The following is a 12196-nucleotide window of genomic DNA, read 5'->3' on the forward strand; positions in this document are numbered from 1 at the left end:
ACATACTCTCCTGTTACGCTGCTTCGCTGGTGAACTGGGCGGCTTCGGTGCTCTCGGCGAGCGCGGTGGTGGAGCTGGCGCCCCCCGCCACCGTCTGGGCAATGGCGTCGAAATAGCCGGTGCCGACCTCGCGCTGGTGGCGCGTCGCGGTGTAGCCCTCGGCCTCCGCCGCGAATTCGGCCTGCTGCAGCTCCGAATAGGCTGCCATGCCCCGATCCCGATAGCCGCGCGCCAGCGCGTACATGCCATAGTTGAGGCTGTGAAAGCCGGCGAGGGTGACGAACTGGAACTTGTACCCCATCGCCCCGATCTCGCGCTGGAAGCGGGCGATGTCGTCCTTGTCCAGGTTCTTCTCCCAGTTGAAGCTGGGCGAGCAATTATAGGCCAACATCTTGTTCGGATGCGCCTTCTTGATCGCCTCGGCGAAGCGGCGGGCGTCGTCGAGATTGGGCTTCGACGTCTCCCACCACAGCAGGTCGGCATGCGGCGCGAAGGCCAGGCCGCGCTGGATGCAATGGTCGACGCCCGTCCCCTCCTTCAGGCGGAAGAAGCCCTCGGGCGTCCGCTCGCCGGTGAGGAACTGGTGGTCGCGTTCATCGACGTCCGAGGTGATCAGCTTGGCCGATTCCGCATCGGTGCGCGCGCAGATCACCGTGGGTACGCCGCACACATCCGCCGCCAGCCGCGCCGCATCCAAGTTGCGGATATGTGCCTGGGTGGGGATCAGCACCTTGCCGCCGAGATGGCCGCACTTCTTCTCGCTGGCGAGCTGGTCCTCGTAATGCACGCCCGCCGCCCCCGCCGCGATGTACGACTTCATGATCTCGAAGCAGTTGAGCGGCCCGCCGAACCCGGCCTCGGCATCCGCCACGATCGGGGCGAACCAGTCGCGCGTCGCGCCGCCTTCCATATGCTCGATCTGATCGGCGCGCTGGAGCGTCGCGTTGATCCGCCGCGCCAGCTCCGGCCCGGCATTGGCCGGGTAGAGCGACTGATCGGGATACATTTGCCCGGCGGTGTTGGCATCTGCCGCGACCTGCCAGCCCGACAGATAGATCGCCTTCAGACCCGCGCGGACCATCTGCATCGCCTGGTTGCCCGACAGCGCGCCCAGCGCATGGACATAGTCCTCGGTGCGCAGCAGCTCCCACAGCTTGAGCGCGCCGCGGCGGGCCAGCGTATGCTCCACCGGCAGCGAGCCGCGCAGCCTGGCGACGTCGGCGGCGGTGTAGGGGCGCTGGATGCCGTCGAACCGCCCGGCGGGGGCGGGGACCAGATCCTCGAAACCAAGCGGCTGGGGCATTGTGAATTCCTTGACTGTTTAGCGATTCCTTGTGTGTTAAGTTTATGAAGTTGCCGCGAGTGCGCTAGTTCAAGCGGCGTTGCGATCGGGTGTAGGTGTGTGACTGATTTTGACGTGTCTTGTGATGATGTAAATTAATTACAATCATACCTCCGGCGTTGTGCGGAACATATAGGAAACAAAAAGTGCGTAGGAAAGGGGCGGCCCGGCGATGGCGCACCGAAACTGGGCGGCGGTCGCGCCGGATCAGGCCGTGACGCCGCGTTCGTACCAGCCCCGCGACTTTTTCACGATCGCGACGACCGAGAGCATCACCGGCACTTCCACCAGTACGCCCACCACCGTTGCCAATGCCGCGCCGGAGGTGAGCCCGAACAGGGAGATCGCTGCAGCGACCGCCAGCTCGAAGAAATTGGAGGCGCCGATCAGTGCTGCGGGCGCCGCGACGCACCAGGCAACGCCAAAGCGGCGCGAAAGCCAATAGGCCAGGCCGGCATTCAGATAGACCTGGATGAGAATCGGCACGGCCAGCAACGCGATGACCAGCGGCTGCGCGAGGATCGCTTCTCCCTGGAATCCGAACAGCAGAACCAGGGTCGCCAGCAGCGAGACGAGCGAGATCGGGCCGAGGCGCGCCTGCAGCCGATCGAGCGCGGCCTGCGCTCCGGCCATCAGCATGGCACGACGGACGAGCTGCGCCGCGATCACCGGCACGACGATGTATAGCAGCACCGAGGCCAGCAGCGTATCCCACGGCACCGTGATGGAAGCGACGCCGAGCAGTAGGCCGACCAGTGGCGCAAAGAGGAACACCATGAGCACGTCGTTCAGGGCGACCTGCGACAGGGTGTAGCCGGGATCCCCCTCGCACAGGTTCGACCAGACGAACACCATGGCGGTGCAGGGGGCGGCGGCGAGCAGGATCAGGCCGGCAATGTAGGAAGGGCCTTCCCCGGCCGGCAGGAGCGGCGCGAACAGCCAGCCGATGAACAACGTACCCAGCGCCGCCATCGAGAATGGCTTCACCCCCCAATTGATGAACAGGGTGACGCAAACCCCTTTCCAGTGCCCGCGGACCGATCCGAGTGCGCCGAAGTCGATCTTGAGCAGCATGGGGATGATCATCAGCCAGATCAGCACGGCGACGACCAGGTTGACGCGGGCGACTTCTGCCTTGGCGATCGTTGCGAAGATCCCGGGCAGCAGATGGCCGAGCCCGATGCCCGCGACGATGCAAAGCGCGACCCACAGCGTCAGATAGCGTTCGAAGGTGCCGATGCCGGGACGCGCGGGTGCGGATTCGATTTTGGATGCAACGCTGGCCACGGCTTCAGCGCACCCGCTCGCCTGCTGCATCGACCACCTGTTCGCCGTCTTCCTTGGCGAAGGCGCCGCGCTGGCCGGCTGGTAGCAGATCGAGCACCGCTTCGGAGGGGCGGCAGAGCTTTACCCCCAGCGGTGAGACGACGAGGGGGCGGTTGATGAGGATCGGGTGCGCCATCATCGCGTCGATCAGCGCGTCATCCGACAGCGCCATATCGTCCAGGCCCAGCGCCGCATAGGGCGTGCCCTTCTCGCGCAGCAGCTCGCGCGGGGTGATGCCGGCACGGCCGATCAGCGCTACCAGCATCGCGCGCGAAGGTGGGGTCTTCAGATATTCGACGATGTGGGGTTCGATGCCGGCGTTGCGGATCATGGCGAGCGCATTGCGCGACGTGCCGCATTCGGGATTGTGATACAGGATGATATCGACAGCCATGGTGTGCCCTTTCAGCAGCAGGGGGTGAGTTCCGCGACGAGCGGCGCACACAATTCGGCGCTGCCCGCACAGCAATCCTTGACGAGGAACAGCGTCAGCGCGCGCAGGCCTTCCAGATCGGCGCGGTAGAGGATCGAACGGCTCTTGCGTTCGGAGCGGACAAGGCCGGCGCGGGCGAGGATGCCGAGGTGCGCCGACATGGTGTTTTGCGGCACGTCGAGCTGCCGGGCGATCTCGCCGGCGGCCATGCCATGCGGTTCGTGCCGCACCAGGAGGCGGAACACATGGATGCGGGTGCTCTGGGCGAGCGCACCAAGTGCCGCGATTGCAGCTGATTCTTCCATATATCCGGAATAGCGGATATATATCGCGATTGCCAGCGATCCTTTGTACCGGACCGTATCCCTCCCCCTCCCCGCGAGCGGGAAGGGGGGGCGGCTACCTCGGAAGCGTGTAGGGGGCCCTTGGGGCTAGCCCCGCGTCGTGACAGCGTAGAGCGCCACTGCTGCGGCGTTGGACACGTTGAGGCTTTCCACCTTGGCCGAGATGGGCAGGCGGGCGAGTTCGTCGCAATGCGCTTCGGTGTTCTGGCGCATCCCTTCGCCTTCGGAGCCGAGCACCAGCGCGATGCGGCCCTGGTTCGCCACATCCTTCAGCGTGCCCTTGGCATGGCCGGTCAGGCCGACGCGCCAGAAGCCGGCTTCGGCAATCTCGTCGAGCGCGCGCGACAGGTTCACCACGCGGACCCAGGGCACCACTTCGAGCGTGCCCGCCGCCGAGCGGGCGAGGGTGCCGGTCTCCGGGGGGGCGTGGCGATCCTGCGTCACGATGCCGAGTGCGTCGAACGCCGCCGCCGAGCGCAGGATCGCGCCGACATTGTGCGGATCGGTCACCTGATCGAGCACGAGCAGCGGGCGCTGATCCTCGGCGCCCTGTTCCAGCAGGTCGCCCAGCCAGATTTCCTCGAGCGGCTCGACTTCGGCGACGAGGCCCTGGTGCGGTGCATCGGCGGGCACGAGGCGGCCGAGATCGGCTGCATCGGCATAGGTGATCGGGATCACCGGCGGCAGATCGAGCGCCGACAGCGCCTCGCGCGTGCCCCAGATCTTGCGGACGGTGCGTTCCGGGTTGGCGAGGGCGGCCAGCACCGCATGGCGGCCATAGAAGCGGGGCCGGGATGCCGGTGCCTGGCTGGGGCGATGTCCGCGACGTTTCATCAGTGAGCGGCCTCCGAGCCGGTAAAAGGATAGAATCGATCGGCCGCCGTCGGCGCGGTCGCAAGCGGCGCGCGCGGCAGCGGCTGATCGCTGTTGGCGGCGTTGACCAGGAACGCGGCGAGGATGATCGCGCCCTGGCGCAGATCGTCGGCCTTCAGATGATCGAACGTGTCGACGTTCGTATGGTGCACCAGCGCGCCATAGTCGAGCGGATCCTGGATGAACTGGAACGCCGGAATGCCGACCGCGTCGAAAAACACATGGTCGGTGCTGTCGGTGCGCCGCGCCGAGACGCTGGTGGCGCCCATCGCGCGGAAGGGGGCGAACCATTGCTCGAAGATCGGCATCACCGCCGTGTTGCCCTGCGCATAGATGCCGCGGATCCGGCCCGAGCCGTTGTCGAGATTGAAATAGGCGGCGAGCTTCGCGTGATCGGGGCCGGGGGTGATCGGGAAGGCATCGCTCCACGTCAGGTAGCGGACGATGCCTGTCGCGCCGGGATCGACCGGGCGGCGAGCGACATGGTTCTCCACATAGGCCATCGAGCCGAGCAGGCCCTGTTCCTCGCCCGCCCACAGCGCGAAGCGGATCGTGCGTCTGGTGCGGATGCCCGATGCCTTGAGGATGCGGGCTGCCTCCATCACCATCGCGGTGCCGGCGCCGTTATCCGCCGCGCCGTCGCCCATGGCCCAGCTGTCGAGATGCGCGCCGGCCATGACATAGCCTGCCTTGGCATCGGTGCCGGGGATGTCGGCGAGGATATTGTAGGCCTTGCTGTCCGAATCGTCGAAATGGCTGACCGAATCGATCTCCAGCACCGGCTTGGCGCCCATCTTCGCGAGGCGGGCGAGGCGGCGATAATCCTCGGCGGCGAGTTCGATGGCCGGCACGGTGCCTGACTTGCCGAGCTGGAACTGGCTATTCTGGCCATGCACCAGCTTGTTGTTGCGGCTGGACATGGTGGCATAGCCGAGCGCGCCTTCCTGCTTCAGGAACGCATCGCGCCTGGCCGCGAAGGCGATGCGGGCGGCATAGCCGGCATTGTCCTCGTCCTCGGCGTTGGGGAGGTCGTAATAGTTGCGCTTGACGAGTTCCTCGTCGCTCCACCGCTTGAACGCGGGATCGACGGGATCCTGGATCGGCTTGGGATCGGTGATCAGCGCGATCTTGCCGCGCAGCTTGCCCTTCAGCGCATCGAAGGCGGCGGCGTCCTTCATCGGCGCCAGCACGACTTCGCCGCGGACCGGGCCGTCGGTGCCCGGCGTCCAGGCGAGCGGCGCGGCGACGAGCTGGAGCGGGCGGGGGGTGACCATCCGCACCGACAGCCGCTCGTTCCACCAGCCGCGGCCGAATTCGAACCCTTCCTTGTGAACATTGGCGAGGCCCCATTCGCGGAACTTCGCCTGGGTCCAATCCTCGGCCTTGCGGATGCCGGGCGAATTGGTGAGCCGCGCGCCGATCACATCGGTGAGATATTGCGCGATTCGCATTACCTCCGAATGGTTGGTGCCCTGATCGATGATGCGATCGACCGGCGCCGCGGGCGGCACCGTCTGCGCCGCAATCGGGGCGGACGCGAGCAGCGCAGCGGCAATGGTGATGGCAGAACGGCGCATGAATCCCCCTGAAAATGCAGCGCAGGACGCTATGCACGCAAATCGTGCTGCGCAAGGCGTTGACAGGGGCGCGTTGCTGCGGCATTGGGCCGCCCTCGCTCGCAAGCGGCGGTCTCCATGGATAGGTGGCCGAGTGGTTAAAGGCAGCAGACTGTAAATCTGCCGGGCTTCGCCCTACGGTGGTTCGAATCCATCCCTATCCACCACCGCCGCTGCGAGCGATACCTTCCCAGGATCGCCGAACAGGATGGCCCGAGGCGGTTGCCCCGGCGCCGGGTCAGCTCCGCCCGTAGAGCGCGAGCGTGCGTTGGCGATACTCGATCAGCTGCAGGATGTGATCGAGTTCGCGGATGCGCAGCGCCGGCGTGCCATCGCGGATCGCCGCTTCGATCTGATCGAGCAAATAGGCGGCACTGCCCGAACCATGGGTCAGGTAAATCGCTTCAGCGCGCTCGATGAGCGTAGAGAGCGGTGTCACCGGAGAATCCTTGAAAAGCGAGCCGGCGTCATATCCAAATTGAACTTATTGATGCAATTGCCAAACGTGTCTCATTCTTGCGACACGTTTTAGCCCTGTCCCGTGTCGGGATTATTCCTGACTTGTCCGCGCGCCTGCAAATAATCCAATGTGGACATAAGGGTACGCGAGTGATTGAACAATGAATGAACGGGGCAGCGGGATCGAGACGGTGTGCAGGCACCTTGTGGACGCGATCGCGTTGCTGGACCTGGCGGGAGAAGAGGCCGAGGCCGCGCATCTTTCGCTGACCCTGGAACGGCTCCGCCAGAAATATGGCTTCACGTCTGTGGTGACTTGCTCGCACGATCCAGGATGAGATCGAAATAGCGATCCAGCGCCGCCTGGGTCTGGGGCGTCAGTTCCAGATAGGTGAAGCGCCGGTCGCTCGGCAGGCTGCGCTTGTCGATCATCCTGCGCGCCGCCAGCGCGTTTATCCAGCGCAGCGCAGTGGTGGTCGGCACCGCCGCCGCCGAGCAGGCGGCGGAGGTCGACACCGGCTGCCCCTCGCCCCCGGCGACGTAGAGCGTCATCAGGATGTTCAGCGCGGGATCGGCGAACAGATCGGCGGCGACTTCCTGTTCGAGCAGCGCACGGCTGTAGAGCATCATCCGCGCCATTTCGATTCGATCGGGCTTCGGAAGAACCGCGCCGGGGCGTTCGGGCGCGGCTTGCTGTGCAAGCTGCGTGAATAGCCGCTTGATATCGGTCAGCCGCGCTTCGACTTCGTCGAATAATGTGGTGCGATGCACCCCCAATTTGTCCTCCATCGTCGCGGTGGCTTAGGCAGCTAACGTTACCGGATCAACATATGGTCGTCCTTACGATAGCTTAAACCTTAGCGCCGGCGAATATGCGGATCGTCCAACGTGATGGCATCGTTAGAAGACCGCGGCGACCAATTGCCGGAATGCGTCGGCGCGGTGGCTCATCGCATGTTTTTCGACGGGATCCATTTCACCGAAGGTTTCGTCGCGGCCTTCCGGCACGAACATCGGGTCATAGCCGAATCCCTTGTCTCCGCGCGGTGGCCATGTGAGCGCGCCATGGACTCGCCCTTCGAACCATTCGACATGCCCGTCCGGCCAGGCGAGCGCCAGCGCACACACGAAATGGGCCGCCCGGCTGGTCTCCGGCGGCAGCGCCGCCAGCTTGTCCTCGACGCGCTGCATCGCCAGGCCGAAATCGCGACCTTCGAACGGGGCGACCGGTTCGAGCCCGTCCATGCCAGGCGCCGCCGCGCCCCAACGTGCCGAATAGATGCCGGGCGCGAGGCCCAGCGCCTCGACGCACAGCCCCGAATCGTCGGCGAGCGCGGGCAGGCCGGACAGGTCCGCCGCCTGCAGCGCCTTCAGTTCGGCATTGGCGACGAAGCTGGTGCCGGTCTCTTCCGGCTCCGGCAGGTCCAGTTCAGCCGCCGAGACCGGCTCGATCCCGTAGGGACCGAGCAGTTCGCGGATCTCGCGCACCTTGCCTGCATTGTGGCTGGCGATCACCAGCCTGCCCGGCGTGAGCTTGCGGATCGCCTGGGGGCTATCCCCTTCGCCGCTCATGCGACGGCCTTCAGCTGCGCGTCGAAGATGCGACCGCAGCCGATGCGGGCGAGACGGAGCAGGCGGAGCAGGCCTTCCTCGTCATAGGTCGCGCCCTCGGCGGTGGCCTGTGCCTCGGCGATGTTGCCGTTGGCGAGCAGCACGAAGTTCGCGTCCGCGTCCGCCGACGAATCCTCAGGATAGTCGAGGTCGAGCACCGGCGTGCCCTGGTAGATGCCACAGCTCACCGCCGCGACCTGGGTGGTGATCGGATCGACGGTGATCGCGCCCTCCGCCATCAGCTTGTTGACCGCGAGGCGCAGCGCCACCCAGGCGCCGGAGATCGCGGCGGTGCGGGTGCCGCCATCGGCCTGGAGCACGTCGCAATCGAGCGTGATCTGGCGCTCGCCGAGCAGCTTCATGTCGGTCACGGCGCGGAGCGAACGGCCGATCAGCCGCTGGATTTCCTGGGTGCGGCCCGATTGCTTGCCCTTGGCCGCTTCGCGCTGGCCGCGGGTATGGGTGGCGCGGGGGAGCATGCCGTACTCGGCCGTCACCCAGCCTTCGCCCTTGCCGCGCAGGAACGGCGGCACGCGCTCTTCTACGCTGGCGGTAACGAGCACGCGGGTGTCGCCGAAGCCGATCAGCACCGATCCTTCGGCGTGGCGGGTAAAGTTCGGGGTGATGGTGATTTCCCGCATTTCGTCGGGAGCGCGGCCGGATGGGCGCATCTGCTTCATTCTCCTGAAAGGTCGAAACGGGCACCTAGACCGGGCAGGCGCGTTTCGCCAGTGTCGCACATGCCTGGGAGAAAGACACGAATGCGCGTGGTGGTTGCAGGATTGATGGGCGCGGTTGCGCTCGGCGGATGCATTCCGCAGGTCGCCGGGCCCGATGCGCCGCAACGGCCGGTGCCGCACGCGCCCGTGCGCCCGGCGCCCGCTGCGCCGGTGCCCGCTTCCGGCAATGTGCCGCCGCCGCCGGATGCGCCGATCGTGCGGGGCGAGATGATCCGGTATACGACCAGCCCGTGTTTCGGCGCCTGCCCGGTCTATACCGTGACCGTGCGGCCCGATGGGAGCGCCACCTTCGAGGGACAGCGCTTTACGGCCTTCAGCGGCGTTCGCGACTTTCGGGTGACTCCGGCGCAATATGAGGCATTCCTTCGCCGGCTGGCGCCCTATCGGCCGCGCAGCGGCACGCTGCGCTACGCCCCCGGCGAACCAGGGTGCGGCCAGGCGGCAACCGACATGCCGAGCGTGGAGGTGCAATGGGACGGAAAGGCGGGGCATCGCGGGCTTTCCTTCTATTTCGGCTGCGACCGCGCGCGGAACCGGGCGATGGCCGATGCGCTGGGTTCCGCGCCCGACCTGTTGCCGATTGCCAGCATGATCGGCGCGCGGCCTTGAAGCAGGTGCCCGGCCCGGCCTAAATAGCAGCTGCCATGATCACCCCGCCCATCCACGAACTGACCGACCGGGCCCGGGATGTGTTCCGCATCGTGGTCGAGTCCTATCTCGACAGCGGTGCGCCGGTGGGATCGCGCACCATTTCGCGCATCTCCGCGCTCAATTTGTCGCCCGCCTCGATCCGCAACGTGATGCAGGACCTGGAAGAGCTGGGGTTGCTCGCCGCGCCACATACCAGCGCCGGCCGGATGCCCACCGAAAGCGGCCTGCGGCTGTTCGTCGACGGCATGATGCAGGCGAGCGAACCCTCCGCCGAGGAACGTGCAGCGATCGAATCGCGGGCGGGGCTGGGCGGCCCGGTGGAGGATGCGATCGCCGGCACCACGGCGGCGTTGTCCGGGCTTTCGGCCTGTGCCGGGCTGGTGCTGGTGCCCAAGGCGGAAACGGTGCTGCGCCAGTTCGGCTTCGTGCCGCTGAGCCAGGACCGGGCGCTGGCTGTGCTGGTGGGCGAGGACGGATCGGTGGAAAACCGGGTGGTCGAGCTGCCCGGCGGCGTCGACCCGATGTCGCTGCAGCGCGCCGCCAATTATATGAGCGCCACGCTTGCCGGGCTGACGCTGGCCGAGGCGCGGGTGCGAATCGAGCGCGAACTGCGGACCCAGCAGGCGGCGCTGGATGCTGCCGCCGCCGACCTGGTGGAGCGCGGCCTGGCGGTCTGGAGCGAAGACAGTGGCCGTCGTCCGGTGCTGATCGTGCGCGGCCAGGCACGGCTTCTCGATACGGGCGCTGCCGAGGATCTCGACCGTGTCCGCCAGCTGCTCGACGAACTGGAGGGCAAGGAGGAGATTGCCCGCCTGCTCGACAGCGCCCGGGAAGGCGAGGCGGCGCGAATCTTCATCGGATCCGAGAACAAGCTGTTCGCGCTTTCCGGCTCGTCGGTGATCGCCAAGCCGGTGCGGGCGCTGGACGGCCGCGTCGTCGGCGTCGTCGGCGTGATCGGGCCGACGCGGTTGAACTATGCCCGCGTCGTGCCCATGGTGGATTTTACGGCGGCCACACTGGCCCGTTTGCTGGCCTGAAGAAAACAGGGAACCATGTCTGAGAACACCGAAAATACCGAACCGACCCAGGGCGAAACGCTGCGGGAAGACCCTGCCCAGGTTGCCCCGGAGGTAGCCGAGCAGGATCGCGTCGCCGAGCTGGAGGCGCAACTGGCCGAGGCCAAGCAGGCGCATCTCTACGTCCAAGCCGACATGCAGAATCTGCGTCGCCGCACCGAGAAGGAAGTGGCGGACGCGCGTGCCTATGCCGCGACCAGCTTCGCCCGCGACATCCTGTCCGTTGCGGACAATCTCGGCCGGGCGCTGCAGGCCATCCCCGCCGAGCTGCGCGAGGACGAGAAGCTGAAGGGCCTTGTCACCGGCCTCGAGGCCACCGGCCGCGAGCTGGAGGCGGTGTTCGGCCGCAACGGCATTTCCAAGGTGGTGGCGCTGGGCGAGATGCTCGACCCCAACAAGCACCAGGCGATGATGGAAATGCCCGTGGCCGACAAGGAACCCGGCACGGTGGTGCAGGAAATCCAGTCCGGCTACATGATCAAGGATCGGCTGCTGCGCCCGGCGCTCGTTGCCGTCGCCAAGAAGCCCGACTGACCGGCACCGGCTCCGCTCCGACCAGGGGCGGGGCCTCGCCTTGCCGGACCGGCATCCCGTCGCAGTGTTGCGCCCCGCCATTGCATTCCCCTCCTGAAGCGCCCACATAGCGTGAGCTGAAGTCGCAAATCGTTGGTCTCTGGTGCTTTGCGGCTCCGTTTTCCTTCCATCCCTGCCCCTGAAGCGCGAGGTCCGCCCACACGGGGCGCGCCGACAATGTAAGGAAAACACCATGAGCATTTCTGGCACCGTCAAGTTCTTCAACGCCGACAAGGGCTATGGCTTCATCGCCCCGGATACCGGCGGCAACGACGCTTTCGTCCACATCACCGCCGTGGAGCGCGCCGGCATGGTCACGCTGCAGCAGAACCAGCGCGTGACCTACGAACTGGAGCAGGATCGCCGCGGCAAGATGGCGGCGGTCAACCTCCAGGCGGCCGACTGACCTGAACCCCAAGACGGCGGCTCCATTAGGGGCCGCCGTTTTCGCATGTCCCTCCCTCTTTCCCCAGCGAGGACCCCCCGCCGATGACCGAAATCGAACTGTTCCGCGCCCGCGCCGACGAAGCCGGCAATGCCGCCGCCAGCTGCGATCTCGACAATGTCCGCGAACGGCACCTCCGGGCCCAGGCTGCCTGGGAAGCGATGGCCGTCCGCGCCGAGCGCGTCGCCAACCAGCGGGCGCTCAACGAGGCCGAGAAGGAAGCGCGCTCCGCCGTCGCCTTCTGATCAGCGCGGCGCCCGGACCTCGACCAGCCGGGCGATATCCGCGTGCAGCGAATCGATCTTCGCGTGCAATTCCTCGATCTGCGCCTCGGCGCGCAGATTGGTCTCATAGTCGAGCCGCGCCTCGAGCCGGTCCTTCGCCGCCTGCCGGTTCTGGCTCATCATGATGATCGGGGCCTGGAGCGCCGCGAGCATCGACAGCATCAAGTTCAAGAAGATGAACGGGAACGGATCGAAGGCGTGCGCGGCCAGCACGACCGTGTTCAGCACCGCCCAGGCGGCGAGGAACAGGCCGAAGCCGATGATGAACCCCCAGGAGCCGCCGACCGCCGCGACCCGATCGGCGAGCCGCTCGCCGAAGGTCAGGCGTTCTTCGAACACCGTGTTGAGGTCCCGCGCCCCGCCGCCGCCGATCCGGCGCAGGTCGTTCAGGAAACGAATGGCTGCATTCATGGGTACACCTCA

16 protein-coding genes and 1 tRNA gene are annotated in these 12196 nt (G+C 66.5%); 6 read left to right on the top strand and 11 right to left on the bottom strand.

Annotation, left to right across the window (positions count from 1 at the left end; translation table 11 throughout):
• Positions 1–13: 13 nt before the first annotated feature.
• The 6 genes from aceA to DD559_RS13405 form a co-directional block, all read right to left on the bottom strand.
• Positions 14–1303, bottom strand: a complete 1290-nt coding sequence (gene aceA, locus DD559_RS13380) for an isocitrate lyase (RefSeq protein ID WP_116469613.1) — start codon at positions 1301–1303, stop codon at positions 14–16.
• 246 nt (positions 1304–1549) lie between these two features.
• On the bottom strand, positions 1550–2659 hold the full coding sequence (arsB, locus tag DD559_RS13385; protein ID WP_116469614.1) for an ACR3 family arsenite efflux transporter: 1110 nt from the start codon (positions 2657–2659) through the stop codon (positions 1550–1552).
• Positions 2634–3062 (bottom strand): arsenate reductase (glutaredoxin), encoded by a 429-nt coding sequence (gene arsC / locus DD559_RS13390; protein WP_116469615.1) that lies wholly within the window; start codon positions 3060–3062, stop codon positions 2634–2636. Before arsC ends, arsB begins: the two co-directional genes overlap by 26 nt.
• An 11-nt stretch (positions 3063–3073) precedes the next feature.
• On the bottom strand, positions 3074–3406 hold the full coding sequence (locus DD559_RS13395; protein ID WP_116469616.1) for an ArsR/SmtB family transcription factor: 333 nt from the start codon (positions 3404–3406) through the stop codon (positions 3074–3076).
• A 126-nt stretch (positions 3407–3532) separates the two neighbouring features.
• Positions 3533–4279, bottom strand: coding sequence for a 23S rRNA (guanosine(2251)-2'-O)-methyltransferase RlmB (gene rlmB / locus DD559_RS13400; RefSeq protein ID WP_116469617.1), 747 nt, complete (start codon positions 4277–4279; stop codon positions 3533–3535).
• Entirely contained in the window at positions 4279–5895 is a 1617-nt protein-coding gene (locus DD559_RS13405; RefSeq protein WP_116469618.1) for a M20/M25/M40 family metallo-hydrolase, read from the bottom strand. Before DD559_RS13405 ends, rlmB begins: the two co-directional genes overlap by 1 nt.
• Positions 5896–6014: 119 nt before the next feature.
• On the opposite strand from DD559_RS13405, the gene DD559_RS13410 reads away from it, so the two are divergent.
• Positions 6015–6101: transfer RNA gene (locus DD559_RS13410), tRNA-Tyr, on the top strand.
• Between the two features lie 71 nt (positions 6102–6172).
• On the opposite strand, the gene DD559_RS13415 is transcribed toward DD559_RS13410, so the two are convergent.
• From DD559_RS13415 to rph, 4 genes are all read right to left on the bottom strand, one after another.
• Positions 6173–6373, bottom strand: a complete 201-nt coding sequence (locus DD559_RS13415) for a hypothetical protein (protein ID WP_116469619.1) — start codon at positions 6371–6373, stop codon at positions 6173–6175.
• A gap of 320 nt (positions 6374–6693) precedes the next feature.
• The gene (locus DD559_RS13420) at positions 6694–7182 is read right to left on the bottom strand and encodes a transcriptional regulator (RefSeq protein ID WP_116469620.1); all 489 of its coding nucleotides are present in this window, start codon (positions 7180–7182) and stop codon (positions 6694–6696) included.
• A 111-nt stretch (positions 7183–7293) separates the two neighbouring features.
• On the bottom strand, positions 7294–7965 hold the full coding sequence (rdgB, locus tag DD559_RS13425) for an RdgB/HAM1 family non-canonical purine NTP pyrophosphatase (RefSeq protein ID WP_116469621.1): 672 nt from the start codon (positions 7963–7965) through the stop codon (positions 7294–7296).
• Complete coding sequence (rph, locus tag DD559_RS13430; protein ID WP_116470909.1) at positions 7962–8675, bottom strand: ribonuclease PH; 714 nt, start codon at positions 8673–8675, stop codon at positions 7962–7964. The genes rdgB and rph overlap by 4 nt, the downstream gene beginning before the upstream one ends.
• 90 nt (positions 8676–8765) lie before the next feature.
• Here rph and DD559_RS13435 point away from each other — a divergent pair, with 90 nt between their 5' ends.
• The 5 genes from DD559_RS13435 (at position 8766) to DD559_RS13455 (ending at position 11734) form a co-directional block, all read left to right on the top strand.
• Positions 8766–9353, top strand: coding sequence for a DUF6438 domain-containing protein (locus DD559_RS13435; RefSeq protein ID WP_116469622.1), 588 nt, complete (start codon positions 8766–8768; stop codon positions 9351–9353).
• A 35-nt stretch (positions 9354–9388) separates the two neighbouring features.
• Positions 9389–10432, top strand: a complete 1044-nt coding sequence (gene hrcA / locus DD559_RS13440; protein ID WP_116469623.1) for a heat-inducible transcriptional repressor HrcA — start codon at positions 9389–9391, stop codon at positions 10430–10432.
• A 15-nt stretch (positions 10433–10447) separates the two neighbouring features.
• On the top strand, positions 10448–11005 hold the full coding sequence (gene grpE / locus DD559_RS13445) for a nucleotide exchange factor GrpE (RefSeq protein WP_116469624.1): 558 nt from the start codon (positions 10448–10450) through the stop codon (positions 11003–11005).
• A gap of 232 nt (positions 11006–11237) precedes the next feature.
• Positions 11238–11450 (top strand): cold-shock protein, encoded by a 213-nt coding sequence (locus DD559_RS13450; RefSeq protein WP_116469625.1) that lies wholly within the window; start codon positions 11238–11240, stop codon positions 11448–11450.
• 83 nt (positions 11451–11533) lie between these two features.
• Positions 11534–11734, top strand: a complete 201-nt coding sequence (locus tag DD559_RS13455; RefSeq protein ID WP_116469626.1) for a hypothetical protein — start codon at positions 11534–11536, stop codon at positions 11732–11734.
• On the opposite strand, the gene DD559_RS13460 is transcribed toward DD559_RS13455, so the two are convergent.
• A complete protein-coding gene (locus DD559_RS13460; protein WP_116469627.1) occupies positions 11735–12184 on the bottom strand; it encodes a DUF1003 domain-containing protein in 450 nt (149 codons plus the stop codon). It abuts the gene before it with no gap.
• Between the last annotated feature and the right edge of the window lie 12 nt (positions 12185–12196).

Source organism: Sphingomonas pokkalii, from assembly GCF_003096275.1.
GTDB classification, from domain to species: domain Bacteria; phylum Pseudomonadota; class Alphaproteobacteria; order Sphingomonadales; family Sphingomonadaceae; genus Sphingomonas; species Sphingomonas pokkalii.